General features: G+C 41.4%; 18 protein-coding genes and 1 riboswitch. Of the genes, 9 read left to right on the top strand and 9 right to left on the bottom strand.

The window, feature by feature from the left end; genetic code table 11:
* Positions 1-181 precede the first annotated feature (181 nt).
* A complete protein-coding gene (locus tag KTR06_RS09860) occupies positions 182-1,285 on the top strand; it encodes an AAA family ATPase (RefSeq protein WP_118218422.1) in 1,104 nt (367 codons plus the stop codon).
* 262 nt (positions 1,286-1,547) lie between these two features.
* Here KTR06_RS09860 and KTR06_RS09855 read toward each other — a convergent pair whose 3' ends face one another.
* A complete protein-coding gene (locus KTR06_RS09855; protein WP_004308997.1) occupies positions 1,548-1,772 on the bottom strand; it encodes a winged helix-turn-helix domain-containing protein in 225 nt (74 codons plus the stop codon).
* A 311-nt stretch (positions 1,773-2,083) separates the two neighbouring features.
* Here KTR06_RS09855 and KTR06_RS09850 point away from each other — a divergent pair, with 311 nt between their 5' ends.
* Positions 2,084-2,941, top strand: coding sequence for a GyrI-like domain-containing protein (locus tag KTR06_RS09850; protein ID WP_217290298.1), 858 nt, complete (start codon positions 2,084-2,086; stop codon positions 2,939-2,941).
* 217 nt (positions 2,942-3,158) lie between these two features.
* On the opposite strand, the gene KTR06_RS09845 is transcribed toward KTR06_RS09850, so the two are convergent.
* The 3 genes from KTR06_RS09845 to KTR06_RS09835 form a co-directional block, all read right to left on the bottom strand.
* The gene (locus tag KTR06_RS09845) at positions 3,159-3,530 is read right to left on the bottom strand and encodes a VOC family protein (RefSeq protein WP_217290297.1); all 372 of its coding nucleotides are present in this window, start codon (positions 3,528-3,530) and stop codon (positions 3,159-3,161) included.
* A gap of 94 nt (positions 3,531-3,624) precedes the next feature.
* Positions 3,625-4,428 (bottom strand): helix-turn-helix domain-containing protein, encoded by an 804-nt coding sequence (locus KTR06_RS09840; RefSeq protein WP_004308994.1) that lies wholly within the window; start codon positions 4,426-4,428, stop codon positions 3,625-3,627.
* 266 nt (positions 4,429-4,694) lie between these two features.
* Positions 4,695-5,564 (bottom strand): hypothetical protein, encoded by an 870-nt coding sequence (locus KTR06_RS09835; RefSeq protein ID WP_120070936.1) that lies wholly within the window; start codon positions 5,562-5,564, stop codon positions 4,695-4,697.
* A gap of 437 nt (positions 5,565-6,001) precedes the next feature.
* On the opposite strand from KTR06_RS09835, the gene KTR06_RS09830 reads away from it, so the two are divergent.
* Together KTR06_RS09830 and KTR06_RS09825 are read left to right on the top strand one after the other, a co-directional pair.
* Positions 6,002-6,940 carry a DUF1848 domain-containing protein gene (locus KTR06_RS09830; RefSeq protein ID WP_149958830.1) on the top strand — a complete coding sequence of 313 codons (939 nt, stop codon included), beginning with the start codon at positions 6,002-6,004 and terminating at the stop codon, positions 6,938-6,940.
* A 372-nt stretch (positions 6,941-7,312) separates the two neighbouring features.
* Complete coding sequence (locus tag KTR06_RS09825; protein WP_217290296.1) at positions 7,313-8,092, top strand: SDR family NAD(P)-dependent oxidoreductase; 780 nt, start codon at positions 7,313-7,315, stop codon at positions 8,090-8,092.
* Between the two features lie 170 nt (positions 8,093-8,262).
* Here KTR06_RS09825 and KTR06_RS09820 read toward each other — a convergent pair whose 3' ends face one another.
* On the bottom strand, positions 8,263-10,152 hold the full coding sequence (locus tag KTR06_RS09820) for a toxin-antitoxin system YwqK family antitoxin (RefSeq protein WP_004308990.1): 1,890 nt from the start codon (positions 10,150-10,152) through the stop codon (positions 8,263-8,265).
* A gap of 166 nt (positions 10,153-10,318) precedes the next feature.
* Here KTR06_RS09820 and pncB point away from each other — a divergent pair, with 166 nt between their 5' ends.
* Positions 10,319-11,494, top strand: coding sequence for a nicotinate phosphoribosyltransferase (gene pncB / locus KTR06_RS09815; RefSeq protein WP_009038676.1), 1,176 nt, complete (start codon positions 10,319-10,321; stop codon positions 11,492-11,494).
* 144 nt (positions 11,495-11,638) lie between these two features.
* Here pncB and KTR06_RS09810 read toward each other — a convergent pair whose 3' ends face one another.
* Positions 11,639-11,962 carry a co-chaperone YbbN gene (locus KTR06_RS09810; RefSeq protein ID WP_009038677.1) on the bottom strand — a complete coding sequence of 108 codons (324 nt, stop codon included), beginning with the start codon at positions 11,960-11,962 and terminating at the stop codon, positions 11,639-11,641.
* 276 nt (positions 11,963-12,238) lie between these two features.
* A riboswitch (cobalamin riboswitch) is annotated at positions 12,239-12,443 on the top strand.
* A 131-nt stretch (positions 12,444-12,574) separates the two neighbouring features.
* Between KTR06_RS09810 and accC the strand changes: the two genes are divergently transcribed.
* Genes accC through KTR06_RS09795 form a run of 3 tightly spaced genes read left to right on the top strand, consistent with a single transcriptional unit; the run spans position 12,575 to position 16,177 of the window.
* Positions 12,575-14,089: an acetyl-CoA carboxylase biotin carboxylase subunit gene (accC, locus tag KTR06_RS09805; protein WP_004308984.1), complete on the top strand. Its 1,515-nt coding sequence runs from the start codon at positions 12,575-12,577 to the stop codon at positions 14,087-14,089.
* A 23-nt stretch (positions 14,090-14,112) separates the two neighbouring features.
* On the top strand, positions 14,113-14,622 hold the full coding sequence (locus KTR06_RS09800) for an acetyl-CoA carboxylase biotin carboxyl carrier protein subunit (RefSeq protein ID WP_004316076.1): 510 nt from the start codon (positions 14,113-14,115) through the stop codon (positions 14,620-14,622).
* A gap of 19 nt (positions 14,623-14,641) precedes the next feature.
* A complete protein-coding gene (locus tag KTR06_RS09795; protein WP_008026609.1) occupies positions 14,642-16,177 on the top strand; it encodes an acyl-CoA carboxylase subunit beta in 1,536 nt (511 codons plus the stop codon).
* A 606-nt stretch (positions 16,178-16,783) separates the two neighbouring features.
* On the opposite strand, the gene KTR06_RS09790 is transcribed toward KTR06_RS09795, so the two are convergent.
* Entirely contained in the window at positions 16,784-17,878 is a 1,095-nt protein-coding gene (locus KTR06_RS09790) for an N-acetylmuramoyl-L-alanine amidase (RefSeq protein WP_117684067.1), read from the bottom strand.
* 130 nt (positions 17,879-18,008) lie between these two features.
* Between KTR06_RS09790 and KTR06_RS09785 the strand changes: the two genes are divergently transcribed.
* Positions 18,009-19,289: an O-acetylhomoserine aminocarboxypropyltransferase/cysteine synthase family protein gene (locus KTR06_RS09785; RefSeq protein WP_004306892.1), complete on the top strand. Its 1,281-nt coding sequence runs from the start codon at positions 18,009-18,011 to the stop codon at positions 19,287-19,289.
* 141 nt (positions 19,290-19,430) lie between these two features.
* Here KTR06_RS09785 and KTR06_RS09780 read toward each other — a convergent pair whose 3' ends face one another.
* Together KTR06_RS09780 and KTR06_RS09775 are read right to left on the bottom strand one after the other, a co-directional pair.
* Complete coding sequence (locus tag KTR06_RS09780; RefSeq protein ID WP_008026607.1) at positions 19,431-20,351, bottom strand: hypothetical protein; 921 nt, start codon at positions 20,349-20,351, stop codon at positions 19,431-19,433.
* Between the two features lie 341 nt (positions 20,352-20,692).
* Positions 20,693-21,235, bottom strand: a complete 543-nt coding sequence (locus KTR06_RS09775; protein ID WP_087320427.1) for a DUF4369 domain-containing protein — start codon at positions 21,233-21,235, stop codon at positions 20,693-20,695.
* Positions 21,236-21,279: the final 44 nt, after the last annotated feature.

Raw genomic sequence — 21,279 nt, 5'->3', positions numbered from 1 at the left:
AATTACCGTATTATTTATGAGAATATGAGAAATGAAAATGAAAAATCGTTTGCAGGGGGCGCGCTGATATAAATGCAGGAAACTATCATACCAATGTTTTTCAAGAAAATGATAAATCGGATAAGTCCATATCATAGATTTATTTAGTACCTTTGCCGTCCTATTTATATAAAAAGAAAAAATGAGTAAAGAATACACACTCGCAGATTTCACAGATATTTTCGATTACTCCACAGGCTGGTTCAGCGACAGTAGCATTTGTAGTCTATTCTATCAGATATTCAAACGATTCCCTTCTATGAAAATGGTGAAATATAAAGTAAACCAGGATTTCCTGAAAGAAATCAAAGAACTTTATCAGCAAGACGATGCGTTCGATATATTCGAGCATATATATTGCAATCATTTTGAGAATGAAAAAGAGGAAGAGGAGGAAGAAGAAGATACATCTACAAAAGAGTTATATGATTGCATCGTTATCTGCAAAAAGAATTTAATGATTGGCTATTTTGATAATTGCATAAAAATAGCCTATTCCAATATTGATAAGGAAGAAATCGATCGTATCAATCAAATTTGCGAAAACCACAAAAAGGAGAATGAGAAACTGAACAACCTATTTATAGTAACATACGCTCATAACTACTTCAGCCTGAAACAATCGCAAATCAATAAGCCGGCCATTCAGATTGACCGCCACTATAACAATGATTTTGCTCCCGTAGCCGCTGAAATCGAAAACTTCCTATTAGAGGAGAATAAAAGCGGTTTAATCATTCTGCACGGGAAACAAGGTACGGGGAAAACAACTTATATCCGTCATCTTATCAATCTCGGAAAAAAGAGAATGATTTATATGAGCGGCGACCTGGTAGATAAACTTTCGGATCCTAGCTTTATCACTTTTATCCGCCAACAAAAGAATTCAATCTTTATCGTAGAAGACTGCGAAGAGCTATTATCAAGCCGCAACGGAGGAAACCGCATGAATGCCGGACTAGTCAACATACTAAATATCAGCGACGGACTATTGAGTGATGAATTATGTATCAAATTTATCTGCACATTCAACGCTCCACTAAAAGATATTGACGAAGCCTTGCTTAGAAAAGGACGTCTGGCTGCCCGGTACGAATTTAAAGACCTGACAACCGACAAAGTAAACCAACTGATAAAGGAAGAAGGACTGGATATCCCCAAACAGACACAACCTATGACACTGGCTGAAATCTATAATTACGAAGGCATGGATTTCTCTTTAGGAAGAAAGCGGGTAGGATTCTGAACAAATCCTCCAAAGTAGAACTTTTAAAGAAAAATCGACTATTATTGTTGCGAAATATAAGTATCTATATTTTACCTATCAACAAGAACGATTTGATATTTTTATGCGTTTATTATACATTAAAAGAGTTGCCCTATTACGGAGCAACTCTTTTAAATATTAAACTTCTTAAGTTCAAACTTTGCATGTGATACCTTATATCGACATTTTCTTACTTACAAGTTAACGGAACTCCAAAGATACTCACTCGCAAAATCTGTAATTATCCAAAGCTAAAAGGGAAAGTGCTTTCATCAGATAAAGCGATTAATCCGTTCTTCCGCTGGATACAAATTTTATTCTCTCTTGCCAGCCAACCGGCCGCTAATGCTGTACTTTCTACGCTTAGGTTTAATCTTCTTGCCAATTCAGGTATTGAAATTTCACCAATTTCTTTCAGGGCACACCAAACTTTTCCGGCATTGTTCCCTACAATTGTTTTATCCATGGCTATTTTTATTAATAATTTGGTTACAATATAGTCATTTTAATAATTGTTTATAACAAAACTAACTTTTTTGTTTTAGTTTTTGACATTATTTAAAACAAAGAAATCAATTTCGCGTCTAGTGATTAAAAACTTGGTAATAATTCGTACCATAACACCACTAAAAGGAACATTATATATCAAAATAAATTCTCAAAACAGGAATCGGGCAATCACAGAAAGAAAATAGGAAATTGACATTTCCGCAATATCGGACAAGTCATTTCGCTTTTTTACCAATACCTTTGCGGAGTGAAATACCAGAATAAGTTATGCAACAGAAAAAAACAACGAAAGAAGAATATCAAAAGTGCGTCAATGTTGTAGTGGAATACATCAACCAACATTTGGGAGAAGACATTGATTTAAAATCTCTGGCCAGAATTTCAAACTTTTCTCCTTTTTACTTTCACCGGATCATGAAAGCTTTTCTCGGTGAACCGATTGGTACGTTTATTGTCCGGACGCGGACAGAAGCTGCCGCACGTCTACTCCGCTACTCGGATGTTCCGATTGCCGACATCGCCTACCGGATTGGTTACTCATCTCCTTCTTCGTTGTCGAAAGTGTTCAAGCAATTTTATGGCATTTCACCTTTAGAGTATAGAAACAATAAAAACTTTGTAATTATGAAACCAGCGATTATCAGGCCAGACCTGGAACTAAAAAGAGAGATCAGAAACGTTTCCGAACGGAATGTGATTTATATCCGCCTCACCGGCGATTACAAACTGAATGATTACGGTGGCACCTGGGGCCGTTTATTCCAATTCATCAAAGAACAAAAGTTGCCGATGGGAGATTTCAGTCCGCTTTGCATCTATCACGATGATCCGAAAGTGACACCGGCAGAAAAACTGCGTACAGACGTATGTATGGTAATGCCTGTAAAGGTAGCCCCCAAAAGTGATGTCGGATTTAAGGTGATCCCGGCCGGACGTTATGCTATCTTCTTGTATAAAGGTCCGTATGACAATCTGCAAGCTGTGTATGATACGATTTACGGAAAGTGTCTGCCCGAAATGGAATGTACGCTGCGTGATGAAGCCAGCGCGGAACGTTATCTGAACAAGCCATGCGACACTGCTCCCGAAGAGTTGTTGACGGAAATTTATATTCCGGTAGAATAATGCGGACAGACAAATGGCGGAATAAAGAGAATGAATAAAGATGTGATTTAACGTCTGACTTTTTTGGGGGACAGCGCAAAGCCCTGATAAGTCTATCTTTTAGACGCGGATGACACGGATTTAGCAGATTTATAATCTTCTTATCCGTGTCATTTTGCGTTATCCGCATCTAAAAGCATATTATACTATAACAGGCTGCCTTCCTCTCTCCTACCTGTTATTTTTCAGCATAAATGCCAATCCGGTTTCCTTCACTATCCGTAAATACGGCAAACCATCCTTTGCCATCCACCTCGATCTTTGTTCTGGGAATGACTACTTTCCCTCCTTTCAGAAGTACTTTTTCCAAGGTCTGTTCTATATCCTCACAGTTGAAATGGATAAGCACTCCATGCGTGGAAGGAAGAAAGTCGAAATTTGAAGCATAAGAGATAGCACCGACGGTTTCACCTTCTTCTGTAAAACAAGCCATTTTTTCTGTTTCACATTCAAAAGTCGGAAGTTGCATACCCAATACTGTTTCGTAAAAATCGACAGCCCGATGGAAATCGGAAGCAGGAATCTCAAAAAATGCAATTAGTTTTTTCATTTCGTTTCTTTTTTATCGTTACTACTAAGCCTTTGCAAAGACACTGCAAATGTAGGGCAACACGAGGAAGCCTGATAGGAAAAAAGGGACATCTTTAAAGTTCGGAAAAATAATCGGAATAAGGAGCGCAGACAGAAAGATACTCTGCAGGGGTGTAACCGGAAAAGAGTTTGAATTCCTTTATCATGTGAGACTGATCGGAGAAGCCACATTCGTAAGCTACTTGTACAAAAGGGATAGTGGCATCCTGCTGCAACATTGACAATGCCCGCTGCATACGGACAATGCGAATAAATTCTTTGGGAGTAGTGCCGACATAATCGGCAAAGATACGTCCAAACTGCTTACTGCTCAAACAGGCCGTTTCCGACAGATGAGCAATGTTGATTTGCGGCTGGAGGTTTATTTCATGAAACACAGCAGACATCCGCTTGAGGTTATACTCCGGAAGGGTGTATAAACGACGAAGGAAAAACTGCTCTATCAAACGAATAGAAACGGCATTATCAGAAGTGTCAGTGACCTGTTTCACCAAATCCGACAGTTCTACATCTTCCATCGCATCGGTATCTACATTTTGTCCGTGAAACAGATGGCTGGGAATATGAAACAATGCTTTGACTGCATAAGGCTGGAAAACAACAGTAATCATTTCTATCCTACCCGTCGACTGTACATCCGAGAAGCCGACCGATTGTCCGGAAATAAAGGATTGAGGTTGTAGTTCCGACTCGCCCGACAAAAGGAGTTGTTTCCCTTTATGAAATACCAGTTGCATACAGCCAATGGGCAGAGTCCGTTCGGAAACCGGAGTCACTGAATCGTCTTGCAATATCCAGTAATGCCGTATATAAGGAGCAAGCGCCAAACAGGGTTTTATGAGTTGAAATGATTGCATAGAGCAAAGATATTATTTCTTAATTCAAATGCAAAAGTAAAGCTCCTGTTTAAAGAGGTATAGTAAAAAAAGGACTTTTTATAAATTAGGGAGTCGTCCTATTAAGAACAGATATGCCGGAATGATAAACAGATAAGGATTTAAGGCAGGATCCTTATTTGAGAATAAGGTACAATTGAAAAGACGGCAAACCTTTTCTTAATAAAAAAACATCCTCTGTTTGAAAGAGCATGATTGTAGCTCACATTCAAACAGAGGAAGATTCTTTAGATAACGGAAAGTCCGTATTCGTAGGCCTCCGACATCGCATTATAGTCCTCGTCGGAATAGCTACCTTTATCTCTGGCTTTCTGCATATCTTTCATAAATGATTCTACGGAAGTCAGGAAGCTATAATAATTCTTCTGTTCTTCATCATAACCTGTGACAGCAGGAAGTTTCTTTGCAGCTTCGAGTTCTTTCTTCAGTTCGGCCATCTTCATATCAATACGCATACCGTCCAGCGCATGTTTGCGTGAATAGAGATTCATGATGCTTTGCACGGTGCCGGACATCTTACGCATGGCCATGATTTGATCTTTCAACGGTTCATCGGCAAGCAGTTCTTTTTCAGCTTGTTCTGTCAGAGGGCTTAGAATATCAAAGATCACTTGTTTATATTCCGACATTTCTACACTAAGCCGATAGTTCTCGTCGAGGAGCTTGCCGATCTTTGCAGTCTCTTTTGCCTGCTTGTAAGAGAGGAATTTATTAAAATTATCATAGAATTGCGTCCTTGCACTGAAAAGTCCTCGATAACTCTGCTTCAGATTCTGACGGACTTCTATATTAAAATAATCTCCCGGATCCATCAATTCCGCTGTATCTCTGGCAGATACTTCAGGTGGTGCAATCGGAGATACTTCAGGAACTTTTCCTGTCTGTTCCATATATCCCAAAACTGCATTTATGTCTTTCGCATTGGCTACATGCCTCAACACGATAAGCGATGTATGATAATAGTTTATCACCTTACTGGCATTGTCCAATTCCTCCGAAGCGACAGAGGACGCAGCCTGTTTCTTGTTTCCTCCCGAACAAGAAACCAACAAGAGAGCACCTACAAGTGCTCCGAAAAATAAAATATTCTTCTTCATAATGGTTCGTTTATTAAGTCTTTCGTACTATAACAATAAAAATCGTTTTTTGTTATAGACAAACAATGCATATTCGAGAAGTGTAGTGGAGAAATTTAAAATGCTGCTAACGATGATTAAGGAATAAGCAACCAACGTGTATAAAAACAAAAAATGGCTACTCATCACGAGCAACCAATCTTTTGTTAACCTTAAATCTAATACTTATGAAAAAAACACAGTACAAAGGTACCATATTTCAGATAAATAGCAAATTTCAGCGCCTAAACAGACGATATTGTAACAGGGTTTAATACTCCGAGAATCGCATTAACATTTCAGACTTCATCCGTTAACATTTAACATATTCATTCACATAAGTTGCTCCCCGGATAAGTAAGAATAGAAAAAAAGGCTAATCATGGAAACGACATTGTTTTTTTTCGTAACTTTGAACTATGATAATCAGTGCCAGCCGCCGGACAGATATTCCGGCATTCTATTCTCAATGGTTTTTCAACCGGATAAAAGAAGGATATGTATTAGTGCCCAATCCTTATCATCCGAAAATGATTAGCAGGATTTCCTTATCTCCTGCTGTGGTTGATTGTTTCGTATTCTGGACCAAGAACCCGGCCCCGATGCTTAACCAGCTGGATAAATTACAGGATTACAACTATTACTTCCAATTTACACTCAACCCTTACGGAGAAAAATTGGAGAATCGTTTGCCATCTATCGATAAACGAATTGATACCTTTAAAAAGCTGGCAGACAAAATTGGCAGAGAAAAAATGATTTGGAGATATGATCCGATACTGACGAATGAGGAATACAACGTTTCTTTCCACCAGGAAGCATTCGCCCGGATTGCCCATGAACTCAAAGACCATACCTCAAAATGTATGCTGGGATTTATAGACCATTACCCCCATATCCGAAACTCGATACAACCATTCAACATCAATCCGCTGACCAAAGAGGAAATAGAAGAAATGGCCGTCTCCTTTAAAAAGACAATAGATATTTATCCCGGTATACAGCTGGACACTTGTACCGTCAAGGTAGATTTAAGACATTTGGGTATTCCCAGCGGCTTGTGCATTGATAAAAGGCTGATTGAAAAGATCACCGGTTATCCTATCCTTGCTCAAAAGGATAAAAACCAGCGTAATATCTGCAACTGTATCGAAAGTATTGATATCGGGACTTATGAAAGTTGTCTGAACGGATGTGTTTATTGCTATGCCATCAAGGGCAATTACAATACAGCAGCATATAATATGAAGAAACATGATAAAAACTCGCCGTTGCTCATCGGTCATTTATCCGAAGATGATATAGTAAAGGAACGGGAGATGAAGAGTCTGCGGGATAACCAATATTCGTTGTTTTAGTCTTCCTGATCCGTATCTGACTTACAAGCATAAAAAAAGGCTATCTATCCCAGACAGCCAATCTTTTGTTAACCTTAAATCTAATACTATGAAAAACACAGTACAAAGATACGGACTTTTCGGTTATCTCCAAATTTTCGGCCCGATGCAGCGTATCTTATAACATGGTTTAATAGAATCTGAACCGTATTAACAAATAAGCGGTTAAGCATTAACATTTAACAGTTTTCTTAAATAATCAGGGCATAAAACTGGAGGAGATGCAAATGTTTTCCAATCGGACACCTTATCTTATTAAAGAGCGTTTATGAGGTCTAACAAATTCCTCTGCCAGCTGTTTCTAATAGAAGGTAACCATCAAATTCACAATATATGAACAGATTCGAAAATAAAGTAGTTGTCATCACCGGTGCTGCCGGTGGTATCGGCGAAGCAACCACACGCCGCATTGTCTCCGAAGGGGGCAAAGTAGTCATCGCTGACCATTCTGAAAAAAAGGCGGAACAGCTTGCCAACGAACTTACTCATGCAGGGGCCGACGTGCGCCATGTCTATTTCTCCGCCACCGAACTCCAGAGTTGCAAAGAGCTGATTGATTTTTCTATGAATGAATATCAACGAATAAATGTACTGATTAATAATGTAGGAGGAACCGATCCCAAACGTGACCTTAACATCGAGAAGCTGGATATCAATTACTTTGACGAGGCATTCCACCTGAATCTCTGCTGCACTATGTACCTTTCTCAACAGGTCATCCCTATCATGACTACCAATGGCGGCGGAAACATTGTCAACGTAGCTTCCATAAGCGGACTTACTGCTGATGCTAACGGTACATTATATGGTGCCAGCAAAGCGGGCGTCATCAACCTGACGAAATACATCGCTACCCAAATGGGAAAGAAAAATATCCGCTGCAATGCCGTAGCCCCGGGATTGGTACTTACCCCCGCGGCATTGGATAACCTGAATGAAGATGTACGCAACATCTTTCTCGGCCAATGTGCCACTCCTTATTTAGGAGAACCGGAAGACGTCGCAGCTGCCATCGCTTTTCTGGCTTCGAACGATGCAAGGTACATCACCGGACAAACAATCGTCGTAGATGGTGGCCTGACTGCTCATAACCCGACAGTAGCGTTATCATAGAACATAACTTTAATACAATGAATAAAATGACAATAATGAGAATATGGCTTCTTTCGCTATTTATCAATAGCGGATGCAACCGGGAATTAGTAGAATAGACAGTAATGATCTTAAAATATCTATCAAAAAGGGGGAAGAGTGGATGCATGATTTTCCATTGTTTCTGGGTTTCACAATGACTTTACCCATGCATTCATTTCGTTAATAGCTTCTAGTGAAGACGGAAGCTCCTGCTTAGTCTGCAAAGCATCAGGACGAAGATCGACGCGCACATACCCCCAGCCGTCTTCGTCGATTTGCAGATAGCCACACTTCCTGTACTCTTCCAGGCAACTGTCAGAGCATCCTCCATAAAAGTCACATTGAAGTTCATCTTCCGACGTTTTTTTATTGGCAATGAATGAACTTTCACCCACCCAGACAAAATCGTCCAAATCAACCTCAAAATAATCCCCTCCTCCCCGATTGAGTGCGGCAACTTCCGCCAAACGTCCTTCGGGAAGCATCTTGTAAACGCGGACATAACATTCTTCCTTATACGGATTTTCATCTACGACAAGGAAAAGACCGGATTTTCCACAGAATAAAGGGGTATCTATACTACGATATTCGTAAACTTCTCCTGTAACATCACTCATCACAAAATAGCCCCAGCTCTCAAACCCTGAATAGTGAAAAAAATGCAGACCGTAATCAGACTGATACCCATCATAGTACCATTTTATAAATCCATCTTCATCTTCTTTCGCCGGAGAATTCAGCAGTGCGAGTTCCCCCTTTTTCCAGCGCACGGACAGTTTATTCTGATTGTCTGTATAACGCCCTTTACCAGAATCAAGCTGTTTATTACAACTATCCGCCTTCATATTCGTATATTCAGCAAATTCAAGTTTTTTCACGTCTGCCCCTGTATTGCTATACATACGCAAGGAGATCATTCTTCCACTATGATAGTCATACATACTCTTTTCAATCCGGTTGCCTTCTTCAGAATAAATTTCAGTCATGACACCCGGCACGCCTTTCTCCGAGTACGGATAACTCTCGAAACGACGTAGCCGCCCGCCAGAATAATTCCTTATATCCAGCCGCTTTTGAGTTCCGACCGTCACAATGCTTCGTTTTACAGAATCACACTTATCATCCATGAAGTATATCGGCTCATCGGAATCCTTTTCAAAATATTTTCGTTTCAGAAGATACTTTTTGCCGTTCTCCAATGCATAAATTTCTTGAATGTAATAAAAGGGAGTCCCTTCTGATGCCTGATATTTATACTCATACCAGTCGGGAGCCTCCGCTACCCCGTCAGGGTCATTATAAGCGTATTCCGAATGGCTATAATACCAACATTCGGTCGGTAACACTTCCTGATCGTCAATATAATGATTAACCTGCCATAGATGTCCGTTGGCATGCCATCTCATTTCCTCTCCGTTTAGCTTCCCATCTTTATAGTGTTCAAACCAGTCCGGCTTTCCATCATAATACCATCTCTGACGTACTCCATTAAGTTTACCTCGTGTAGCCTGGTAAAAGATATGGGGATATCCGTTGGAATAATAAGATTGATAAAGTTCACAAATACTGTCAAGAGTGATTATACGACTTGTCATACAATGGGAAGAGATACTGTAATGACGCACCGTATCGTTCTTTATTCCGTCTTTATAAACAACTACCGAATAATAGGGTTCCGACACAAAAGAATCAGTCGAGCGAAAATAAAAGTGCTTATAAGCACCGTTCATCAATGAGTCCTTGTAAAAACAACGTTCCACGCCATCTACTTGTTTCCGGCAAATACTGTCGGAGTCATAGACCTTCAAAGAAGATGCTTCCGGTTCTTTTAGCAATGATTCGGAAAGCGTATCAGGAATAATCCAATCACTTCCTTTATAAAAATCCATAGAGAAAGCTTCGGAAATAGCAGTAGTTTTTTCGCTTAAAGCGTTTTCCTGTGTTTCCTGATTCGTGGAAGAAGATTGCGAAGTTCCTCCGGTTTTTCCGCCACATGATAACAACAGTAATACGCAGCTATATACCAAAGCGTTTTTCATACCAAATATCTTTTATTTAATACATAATTACGGCAAAATTAATGATAATATCAGATAATCAGGTATAAATCGATCCCAAAAATGGAATAATTATCTGTCAGCAGGCTATTATTTCGTTCAACAAATACTAACTTTACAACGTTATTAATAGAAAAGAACGAACGTCATGATTGTTAAAACACTACTAGATACAGACCTCTATAAGTTTACCACCTCGTACGCTTATATCAAACTGTTCCCCTATGCAATGGGTACTTTTAGTTTCAATGACCGGAACGAAACAAAGTATACCGAAGCTTTTCTGGAAACACTCAAGGCAGAGATCAAGAATCTTAGTCAGTTGAGATTCACGGAAGAGGAGTTGGAATACATGACGAAGAATTGCAGATTTCTCCCGAGAGTCTACTGGGAGTGGTTGTCTTCTTTTCGTTTCGACCCGAATAAGATTGATATTCATCTGGATGAAGCCTGTCATCTCCACATCGAAGTGACTGACTTGCTTTATAAAGTGACTTTATATGAAGTGCCTTTGCTCGCTATTGTTTCTGAAATCAAAAACCGGTTCTTCGGCCATGTAGCAGACATGAACGGGATTCTTTGCAAACTGTCGGAGAAAATAGAGTTATCGAACCAACATCAGCTCCGCTTTTCAGAATTTGGTACACGGAGAAGATTCTCTATTGATGTGCAGGAAACTGTTATCAAAAGACTGAACGAGACAGCGCAATATTGCACCGGGACTTCCAACTGCAACTTCGCAATGAAATATGGAATGAAAATGATGGGGACTCACCCTCACGAATGGTTTATGTTTCATGGAGCACAGTTCGGATATAAACATGCCAATTATATGGCACTCGAAAACTGGGTGAATGTTTATGACGGTGATTTGGGTATCGCACTTTCCGATACCTATACTTCCGGCATCTTCCTTAGTAACCTTAGCCGTAAACAAGCTAAACTTTTCGACGGTGTGCGCTGCGATTCCGGTAATGAATTTGAGTTTATCGACCGACTGGTTGCCCGCTACAAAGAGTTGGGAATCGACGCGACAACCAAAACCATCGTATTCAGCAATGCCCTCGACTTTACAAAAGCATTAGACATTCAAGAATACTGCAAAAACAAAATCCGCTGCTCTTTCGGAATCGGCACCAATCTCACCAACGATACCGGGTTCGAACCTTCGAACATCGTGATGAAACTGACGCAATGCAAGATGAATGTCAATCAGGAGTGGAGGGAATGTATCAAACTGTCGGATGATGAAGGAAAACATACCGGCAGTCTTGAAGAAGTGCAGGCATGCCTGCATGAGTTGAGGTTGAACAGAAACCAATAATCAAGACAACGGAAAGGCTATAAAAAGAAAAGCAGAAGTACCTCGATAGAAAATACTTTCTGCTGTTCCTCCATATATGCCATACCGAAATACACCTGCATAAAACCAGCTATTTATATCATTGTAATAAACGATACATCATTTTCAGGATTTGAACCCTTTCACTGCTTTTTCCAATCTTTCCAAAGATAATTCGCCGGATTGCCGCCAAAGCTGTTGCCCTTTTCTAAAAAGAATAAAGGTAGGAGTCGACTCCACCGTATAAAAATCAGTAAGGGCAGGCTCCTGGTCGATGTCCACTTCCACCACTTCCAATGTTCCTACCATCAGTTTCTTGAACTCTTCAACAACCGGTTTCATGCGCTGGCAGTGAGGACACCACGTTGCGTAAAACTCTGCCATTACCCAATCACCGTTAGCTAGCTTCTCCTGGTTTCTTTCTTCACGAGCTATTTTCTTTTCTTTCATAATGAATATCTCCTTTTAATTAATAACTATCAACCTAACAATATCAGGAGAAAGATGGTTTAGAAAAGAAGCAAGGTTACACACAAATTAAAGAATCAAACCCGTTTGCATTTACCCGACCAGCTATTAATATCCAAGCAAATCATCTCCGTACGATGAAAAGACTTCTCCGCATCATACTTTGCTCCTATCACTTTATCTTCCGGACTAAGGACAAGCATTGCACAAAATTGAAACTTTCGTGCAAAAAAGGAACATCCTATTCAATATTTATTTATCTTTGCCCCCCGAAATGGTTCAGAATCCGTATCCAACGGACGATGATTAATAGGGAACCGGGTGTAAATCCCGGACAGTCCCGCTGCTGTGAAACTCTGTTCAATGTCTTATAATTGAACTAATTTAACGCCACTGATGTTATTCGGGAAGGCAAATAAGACAAGAGTCAGTCAGAAGACCTGCCATTTTGTGTAAGACGCCCCTCTCCTCGTGGATTAGGAGAAAGAGTATCACTTGTTAAGCCCCAAATCAAAAAAATACTGTTTTTCGTCGGGTGGAGTATGTCCATTAGACGGGAAGACATTAATAAGTATGTACTTAATTGAAAAAAGTATGATAAAAAAAATCTTAGTAGCCAATCGCGGTGAAATTGCCGTAAGGGTGATGCGTTCCTGCCGGGAAATGGAGATAACGAGTATCGCTATCTTCTCCGAAGCAGACCGGACCGCGAAGCACGTGCTTTATGCAGACGAAGCTTATTGCGTAGGGCCGGCAGCATCCAAAGAGAGTTATCTGAATATAGAAAAAATCATCGAAGTGGCAAAAGCAGCTCATGCAGACGCCATTCATCCGGGTTACGGCTTCTTGTCCGAGAATGCCACCTTCGCCCGTCGATGTCAGGAAGAAGGAATCATCTTTATCGGACCCAATCCGGAAACAATGGAAGCTATGGGAGATAAAATTGCTGCCCGTATCAAAATGATTGAGGCGGGAGTACCCGTAGTTCCCGGCACACAAGACAACCTGAAAAGCGTGGAAGAAGCCATAGAGCTTTGCAATAAAATCGGCTATCCGGTGATGCTGAAGGCCTCTATGGGCGGTGGTGGAAAAGGTATGCGCCTCATCCACAGTGCCGAAGAAGTGGAAGAAGCTTATACCACTGCCAAGAGCGAATCATTGTCTTCCTTTGGCGACGACACGGTTTACCTGGAGAAGTTCGTTGAAGAGCCTCATCACATCGAGTTCCAGATTCTTGGTGACAAGCATGGAAACGTCATTCATCTGTGCGAACGCGAATGTTCCGTGCAACGCCGTAACCAGAAAATCGTGGAAGAGACTCCTTCGGTTTTCGTCACTCCCGAACTGCGAAAAGACATGGGTGAAAAAGCGGTAGCGGCGGCTAAAGCTGTGAACTACATCGGTGCGGGTACTATCGAATTCCTTGTTGATAAACACCGCAACTATTATTTCCTTGAGATGAACACCCGCTTGCAGGTGGAACATCCAATTACGGAAGAAGTGATCGGAGTAGATTTGGTGAAAGAGCAAATTAAAGTTGCCGACGGACAAGTGCTTCAACTGAAACAAGAGAATATCCAGCAACGCGGGCACGCTATCGAATGTCGTATCTGTGCCGAAGACACTGAAATGAATTTCATGCCAAGTCCGGGTATCATCAAACAGATTACAGAGCCGAACAGTATCGGTGTGCGTATTGACAGTTATGTATACGAAGGATATGAAATTCCGATCTACTATGACCCGATGATCGGTAAACTGATTGTATGGGCTACCAATCGCGAATATGCGATTGAGCGGATGCGTCGTGTTCTCCACGAATATAAATTGACCGGAGTGAAAAACAACATCAGTTATCTGCGTGCCATCATGGATACTCCTGATTTTGTAGAAGGTCATTATGACACAGGATTCATCGCCAAGAACAGCGAGTTTCTGCAACAACGGATTACGCGCACCAGCGAATATTCCGAAAATATTGCCCTGATCGCTGCTTATATAGACTATTTGATGAATCTCGAAGAGAACAACAGCGGTATGGCTGCCGACAACCGCCCTATCAGCAAGTGGAAAGAGTTCGGATTGCATAAGGGTGTGTTGAGAATCTAAATTTTAACAAAGAGAATTCAATTATGGAAATTCATATAGGAAACCGTGTGGCCGAAGTAGAACTGGTCAGCAAGGAAGATAACAAGGTAGTGCTCACCATTGATGGAAAAACGTTTGAAGCAGACGTAGTGATGGCAGAAAACGGTACTTGCAACATCTTGATGGACGGACGCAGTTCGAACGCACAGCTGATTCGCCGTGATAACGGAAAAAGCTATAAAGTGAATACGCATTATAGCAGTTTCAATGTAGAAATAGTGGACAGCCAGGCAAAATATCTGCGTATGCGCAAGAAAGGGGAAGAAGAACAGAATGACTGTATCATTTCTCCGATGCCGGGCAAAGTAGTGAAAATACCTGTTGCAGTCGGCCAGGAAATGAAGGCGGGAGACACCGCTATCGTTATTGAAGCCATGAAGATGCAGAGTAACTACAAAGTGACTTCAGACTGCCGCATTAAAGAAATTCTGGTTCAGGAAGGTGATAACATAACCGGCGACCAGACGTTAATAACATTAGAACCGATTGCATAATATAAGAACGGATTGCATTATGGAAGAAATGAATAAAGCATACGCCACGTTCGAGGAACGTGACCGCATCGCTTCTCTTGGTGGAGGCGTTGATAAAATAGAGAAGCAACACGAAAGCGGAAAAATGACTGCTCGCGAACGTATTGAGATGTTGCTCGACAAAGGTACTTTCGTTGAACTGGATAAATTGATGGTTCACCGTTGTACGAACTATGGCATGGATAAAAACAAAATTCCGGGAGACGGCATCGTTTCAGGTTACGGAAAGGTAGACGGTCGCCAGGTATTTGTTTACGCTTATGACTTTACCGTATATGGCGGCTCACTGTCTGCTTCCAATGCCAAAAAGATTGTGAAAGTACAACAACTTGCGTTGAAGAACGGTGCCCCGATTATCGCTCTGAATGATTCGGGCGGCGCACGTATTCAGGAAGGTATCGAAAGCCTTTCCGGTTATGCGGATATTTTCTATCAGAACACAATGGCCAGCGGTGTGATTCCACAGATTTCGGCCATCCTGGGTCCTTGTGCCGGAGGCGCTTGCTACTCTCCTGCCCTTACCGATTTCATCTTTATGGTGAAAGAAAAAAGTCACATGTTCGTGACTGGTCCCGATGTAGTAAAAACCGTGATTCATGAAGAAGTAAGCAAAGAAGAGCTGGGTGGCGCAATGACACATAGCAGCAAGAGCGGTGTGACGCATTTTATGTGCAACTCCGAAGAAGAACTGTTGATGAGTATCCGCGAACTGTTGTCTTTCTTACCGCAGAATAATATGGATGAAGCCAGGAAACAACCTTGCGCCGACGAAACCAACCGCGAAGACGCTTCTCTGGATACAATCGTTCCGGCAGATCCGAACGTACCGTATGATATGAAAGACATTATCGAACGCGTGATAGACAACGGTTATTTCTTCGAAGTCATGCCGAACTTTGCAAAGAATATCATCATCGGCTTTGCCCGCATGGCAGGTCGTTCGGTAGGTATCGTAGCCAATCAGCCGGCTTATCTTGCCGGCGTTCTTGACATCGACGCCAGCGACAAAGCAAGTCGTTTTATCCGTTTTTGCGACTGTTTCAATATTCCGTTGATTACATTCGAAGATGTTCCGGGATTCCTTCCGGGATATACGCAGGAAAACAACGGTATCATCCGTCACGGCGCAAAAATAGTTTATGCGTTCGCAGAAGCTACTGTTCCCAAACTGACTGTTATTACCCGCAAAGCTTACGGCGGCGCTTATATCGTAATGAACTCCAAGCAAACCGGAGCTGACGTGAACTTCGCTTACCCCAGCGCAGAAATTGCTGTGATGGGTGCAGACGGCGCCATCAATATCCTGTTCCGCAAAGCTGACGAAGCAACAAAGGCTAAGGAACTGGAAGCCTACAAAGAAAAGTTTGCTACTCCGTATCAGGCTGCCGAACTGGGATATATTGACGAAATCATTTATCCGAGACAGACTCGCAAACGTCTGATTCAGGCACTAGAAATGACGGAAAACAAAATGCAGACAAATCCGCCCAAGAAGCACGGTAATATGCCTTTATAACAACTAGATAAGGTGTGCATAAAGCACCCTCCCATCAAGACGGGCTTACATAGATTCTACGATATACTTTAGAATCTTTGTAAGCCCTCTTTTTATGAGTAAGTCTTTTTATATACACAAAAAAAACGGCACCTCGATTCACATCGCAGCACCGTCACAACACAAACACAAAATAAAACACGACAAAACTACTATGCAATCTTCCTGTCATGCCGGGGAGGCATACCTTGCTTGACTTATCTATATTCGCATACACACAAGAAGCTTTATCAGGCGATTTGCACAATAAATAACATACACTCCCGGATTTTGTTCACAGGATTGATAAGATTTTATTCAATAATATGATAAGAAAATAAAATAACATGCTCTTTAACGAATTCAAGAGAAACGAAAAAAAACGGCACCCCGATTCACATCGCAGCACCGTCACAACACAAACACAAAATAAAACACGACAAAACTACTATGCAATCTTCCTGTTATGCCGGGGAGGCATATTCACTAGCCTATATATATTCGCATACCTACAAGTAGCCATCAGGCGATTTGCATATATAAAACATTCAGATTTTTATTTTGTTCACGAAAGGAGAAGTAAAAATGTTATTTCTTCTCCTTGTAATCTTTCAGGAAGCCTTCCATCAGCCATTTTGCGAGTGCCTGACGATTGGAATTTATCACCAACCGACGCTGATCGAACGTATTCTGGATATTGCCCAACTCCACAAAAACGGAAGCGGGAGTGGTATGGGAAAGCACGTATAAGTTACGCCCGCTCACTGTGCCGGAAAAACCCCGATTAGGCTGATGCTTATCATATTTTGACTCAAACGTATCTTTCATATTATTCGCCAATCGTTTGCTGTCTCCTTTTTTATTCGAATAATAGAAAAATACATCCGTTTGTTTTCCCTTACTACGGCTATCGATATGAATAAAAATCGCCCTGCAATAAGAGTGATTCTTACGATCTTTCCGGTAAAGGGCGTTTATTTTATCACAACGTTGCTGAAGGCGTTGCACTTGATTTAAAGGAATTGCATCCCCCATACAAGTCTCACGTTTACTGTTCGACAAATACGAATCATCCCGAATACCATCTTTGGCATCTTGAATGATGATATGCACTTCGGCTCCTTCCTGCATCAGGTTACGTGCCAGACGGAGTGCAATATCATAAGCGTATTCATCTTCATGCAGTTCGTATCTACCCACTTTTCCAATAGCTCCCGGATCGGGACCTCCGTGTCCGCTGACCACATAGAAACAAGCACCGGCAAGACGGTTGGAAGTGACTTTCACATTAGCCAGTTGCTTTCCAAACAGAGGTTCGTTGATGGTGGTTCCTATTTTTGTCGATTTAGCTTTTGAAGATGCTTGCTTTGTCCCGGCGCCTTCGGAAGTTGTGTTCTTGGCACCCGTGTTTTTGGCAGGAGTAGTCTTGGCAGAAGTAGTTGTCGATTTCTTTACCGGAGGAATAACATAAGTCACGCCTACTTTAAGCACATTATTCTTTCCCAGCTTCTGCTTATTCAACTCTATAAAATCGTCGTAATACTTCTTCGGAGAACGGTTGTGCCTCAACAGAAAAGAAGAGATGCCTTCACCCGCCTTCGGAGTTGCCTTCTGCTGCGCCCAAAGAGTTGTGCCCGAAAAAAGAAAAGCTAAGAATAAAAGAATATAGAGTTTATTTTTCATAACTACATTAACTATCTCCTTCGCAAGAGTTATCATTTCACTCATAAACAGGGCAAAAATACAATTATTTTCCCTACTTTTGCAGCATTAAAACATTTTTTGAAATAAAACATTAAAACCCGATAACATTATGGCAAAACAATTCAAACCGGAAACCCTGTGTGTACAGGCTGGATGGACGCCTAAAAAAGGCGAACCACGCGTATTGCCCATCTATCAAAGTACAACTTTCAAATACGATACCAGCGAGCAAATGGCCCGCCTGTTCGATTTGGAAGACAGTGGTTACTTTTATACCCGCCTGCAAAATCCAACGAATGACGCCGTTGCCGCCAAAATCGCCGCTCTTGAAGGTGGTGTAGCCGCTATGCTGACTTCCAGCGGTCAGGCAGCCAACTTCTATGCCATTTTTAATATCTGCCAGGCAGGAGATCACTTCGTTTGTTCTTCCGCTATTTATGGAGGTACGTTCAACCTGTTCGGAGTGACGATGAAGAAACTCGGCATCGATGTGACTTTCGTAAATCCGGATGCCAGCGAAGAAGAAATTTCTGCAGCTTTCAAACCGAATACAAAGGCTTTGTTTGGCGAAACAATTTCCAATCCTTCTCTGGAAGTGCTGGATATTGAAAAGTTCGCACGTATCGCACACAGTCACGGGGTCCCCTTGATTGTTGACAACACCTTCCCTACTCCTATCAACTGTCGCCCGTTTGAATGGGGAGCTGACATCGTAGTTCATTCTACTACCAAATATATGGACGGACACGCTACAAGCGTAGGTGGCTGTATCGTAGATAGCGGTAATTTTGACTGGGATGCTCACGCAGAAAAATTCCCGGGACTTTGTACTCCGGACGAGTCTTACCACGGGCTGACTTACACGAAAGCATTTGGCAAAGGTGCCTATATCACCAAAGCAACCGCGCAACTGATGCGTGACCTCGGCAGCATCCAAAGCCCGCAAAACTCTTTCTTATTGAATCTGGGACTTGAGACACTGCACCTGCGTATGCCTCAACACTGCCGTAACGCACAGAAAGTGGCCGAATATCTTTCTAAAAATGAGAAAGTAGCTTGGGTAAACTATTGTGGTCTGCCGGACAACAAATATTACAGCCTGGCACAGAAATATATGCCGAACGGTTCTTGCGGAGTTATCTCCTTCGGTCTGAAAGGCGGACGTGATGTGTCTATCAAGTTTATGGATTCACTGGAATTCATCGCTATCGTTACTCACGTAGCCGATGCACGCAGTTGCGTGCTCCATCCGGCAAGCCATACTCACCGCCAGTTAACGGATGAGCAACTGATGGAAGCCGGTGTACGTCCGGACCTGATCCGCCTATCGGTAGGTATCGAAAATGCGGATGATATCATTGCTGATATCGAACAGGCTTTGAACGCATAACAATACCGTAAAGGTATCAAATACTAAGTAAGAGAAGGCACGGGAAATCTTTCATTCCCGTGCCTTTTTATTTGCCACAAAAAGAAAATTAATTTCGAAGAGAATCATTTCAAATGTGAACCGATAAATCCTTCCAGATGATTATAAATCCTCGGCAGACAAACTGGAAATCACTGTATCCACCCAATATACAACTGTTCTATCCGCCGGCAAAACTCCTTCCAGATAAGGTGAATCGGATACCTCCTCCAACCATGCCGTAGTAATCGGTCCTCTTTCTCTTGTAGAACTTTGAGTTCCTAAATACGGACTAAAATTAAAAAACGTGTGTTGTTGCTCTACATTATTTTTATCTATATATGTAAAGACAAAAGCCTTTTTCTGTTTTCCACCCAATGAAGCCCACTCTATCTGGTATGTTCCTTCAACAAGAATTTGCTCATCCTCTGTCTTATAAATGAATTTCCCTCCTGTTCCTTCTTCAGATAAATGATATACATCATCCGGCCGCAAAATACAGATATCTCCTTTATTTATAAAAGAATAAGGAGCCATTGCCACATTTACTTTTTCCTGCAACTCGCTTTCCGAATCCAATGACAACATATCTTCACTGGGTCTGGAAACCTGAAATTCAGGTTGGTCGACGCACATAAATGTCAATACGCCATAAGAAACAGTCACAGGCAGGGTGACATAATTACCATCCTTATCAGTAACGGTAACCGTTACTTTCCCTTTTTTACCATGCGAACTAAGCCATAATCGGTTGTCGATGACTGTTGCTGTCACAATTGTTTCATCGGAGCTTTGTGCAGAGTAGCCACCTTTTCCATTGGCTATCCCGATATTCTCCGCTTCCCATCCGTTAAGATACAAGACTGTAGAAGAAACAGTGTTTGTACAAGTTCCTGTTTCGTCAACCAGTTCGGAACCACTAAATAAGATAATCTCTGCATCATCTTGACAGGCTGATACACAAAAAGCCATAACAGAAAGAAGAAAGAAGCCTAATAAAGTTTTTGTTTTCATATTTTCAGTGGTATGGTTAAATCCCGGCATATGCCATTGTTTTGCAAAGATATAAAGTATTTGTAAAAAACACTATCTTTGTATGAAAAGTTACCAATAGTACAGATCCACTAGATTCTTCCATACAGTGTAAGTTATATGAAATATACAACAGAAGGTCATTGAAAAAGGACGTTCCCGGGGGAAAAAGGGAATGGGAAATACGGGAACGTCCTCAAAACATAACAATACAGAAATATGGACTTTCACAAGGGCGCATTTCTGTCTCTCTTATGCAACATTCCCTTCTATAAAAATATGGAGGAAATATCTGGAGAGGATATTATTATGTGGGAAATTTAGTTTATAGTCTTAAAAGCAATCTGATTGCATCAAAGTGATGAACGATAGGCAGTCCGAATATATTCTCCTACTGCATTGTCATCATTGATTTCTATGTATTTTTTCAATAAATCCGCAAATCCGGATTTTATCTGTTCCGTTTGCTTGTTCTCGCAGGCTGTAGAATATTCATCAACAGCCATGAGAAAATCCTGCATTCGTTCATTCAGCATTGTTCCTCCTGTGCAAACCACATCGGAAATATAGGCTTGGATACTACCATTTTCTATGACAACAGGGAGGCGGTATTCCAGTCCCGATTTGCTGGCACGAATAGAAAGCACTTTTACTACGGGCGACACAATAGTCACCGTATCGGAAAAATCAAACTTTCCGTGGATTATTTCTGCACTATCTACCGGCTGCCCGCTCGAAACATCTTTCATATAAACCATTTTTCCTTCGAATTCGGGCAAAGGTGCACTGCCGTTAATCTCGTAACCTTTTATCTGATGCCCGGTGCAAGCCACTATCAGACATATTCCCGGAAGAAAAGATAAAAGTTTCACATATCTGTTCATTAAGCTCTTCATTCTTCTTTAAAAAAGAAAAGCCGTCCGCACTATCAGCTGAACGG

Source organism: Bacteroides sp. MSK.20.12 (genome assembly GCF_019052435.1).
Classification (GTDB): Bacteria; Bacteroidota; Bacteroidia; order Bacteroidales; family Bacteroidaceae; genus Bacteroides; species Bacteroides xylanisolvens.
Note: the sequence above shows the minus strand (reverse complement) of the source record. Positions and strands in the feature narration are given on the sequence as shown.

What these genes read in the sequence shown, in the direction of transcription:
- KTR06_RS09810 (WP_009038677.1), bottom strand. Translation starts at nt 11,962, where the DNA reads ATGAAAGAAAAGAAAATAGCTCGTGAAGAAAGAAACCAGGAGAAGCTA.
- KTR06_RS09830 (WP_149958830.1), top strand. Translation starts at nt 6,002, where the DNA reads ATGATAATCAGTGCCAGCCGCCGGACAGATATTCCGGCATTCTATTCT.
- accC (WP_004308984.1), top strand. Translation starts at nt 12,575, where the DNA reads ATGATAAAAAAAATCTTAGTAGCCAATCGCGGTGAAATTGCCGTAAGG.
- KTR06_RS09820 (WP_004308990.1), bottom strand. Translation starts at nt 10,152, where the DNA reads ATGAAAAACGCTTTGGTATATAGCTGCGTATTACTGTTGTTATCATGT.
- pncB (WP_009038676.1), top strand. Translation starts at nt 10,319, where the DNA reads ATGATTGTTAAAACACTACTAGATACAGACCTCTATAAGTTTACCACC.
- KTR06_RS09825 (WP_217290296.1), top strand. Translation starts at nt 7,313, where the DNA reads ATGAACAGATTCGAAAATAAAGTAGTTGTCATCACCGGTGCTGCCGGT.
- KTR06_RS09860 (WP_118218422.1), top strand. Translation starts at nt 182, where the DNA reads ATGAGTAAAGAATACACACTCGCAGATTTCACAGATATTTTCGATTAC.
- KTR06_RS09795 (WP_008026609.1), top strand. Translation starts at nt 14,642, where the DNA reads ATGGAAGAAATGAATAAAGCATACGCCACGTTCGAGGAACGTGACCGC.
- KTR06_RS09785 (WP_004306892.1), top strand. Translation starts at nt 18,009, where the DNA reads ATGGCAAAACAATTCAAACCGGAAACCCTGTGTGTACAGGCTGGATGG.
- KTR06_RS09780 (WP_008026607.1), bottom strand. Translation starts at nt 20,351, where the DNA reads ATGCCGGGATTTAACCATACCACTGAAAATATGAAAACAAAAACTTTA.
- KTR06_RS09835 (WP_120070936.1), bottom strand. Translation starts at nt 5,564, where the DNA reads ATGAAGAAGAATATTTTATTTTTCGGAGCACTTGTAGGTGCTCTCTTG.
- KTR06_RS09840 (WP_004308994.1), bottom strand. Translation starts at nt 4,428, where the DNA reads ATGCAATCATTTCAACTCATAAAACCCTGTTTGGCGCTTGCTCCTTAT.
- KTR06_RS09855 (WP_004308997.1), bottom strand. Translation starts at nt 1,772, where the DNA reads ATGGATAAAACAATTGTAGGGAACAATGCCGGAAAAGTTTGGTGTGCC.
- KTR06_RS09775 (WP_087320427.1), bottom strand. Translation starts at nt 21,235, where the DNA reads ATGAAGAGCTTAATGAACAGATATGTGAAACTTTTATCTTTTCTTCCG.
- KTR06_RS09800 (WP_004316076.1), top strand. Translation starts at nt 14,113, where the DNA reads ATGGAAATTCATATAGGAAACCGTGTGGCCGAAGTAGAACTGGTCAGC.
- KTR06_RS09845 (WP_217290297.1), bottom strand. Translation starts at nt 3,530, where the DNA reads ATGAAAAAACTAATTGCATTTTTTGAGATTCCTGCTTCCGATTTCCAT.
- KTR06_RS09850 (WP_217290298.1), top strand. Translation starts at nt 2,084, where the DNA reads ATGCAACAGAAAAAAACAACGAAAGAAGAATATCAAAAGTGCGTCAAT.
- KTR06_RS09790 (WP_117684067.1), bottom strand. Translation starts at nt 17,878, where the DNA reads ATGAAAAATAAACTCTATATTCTTTTATTCTTAGCTTTTCTTTTTTCG.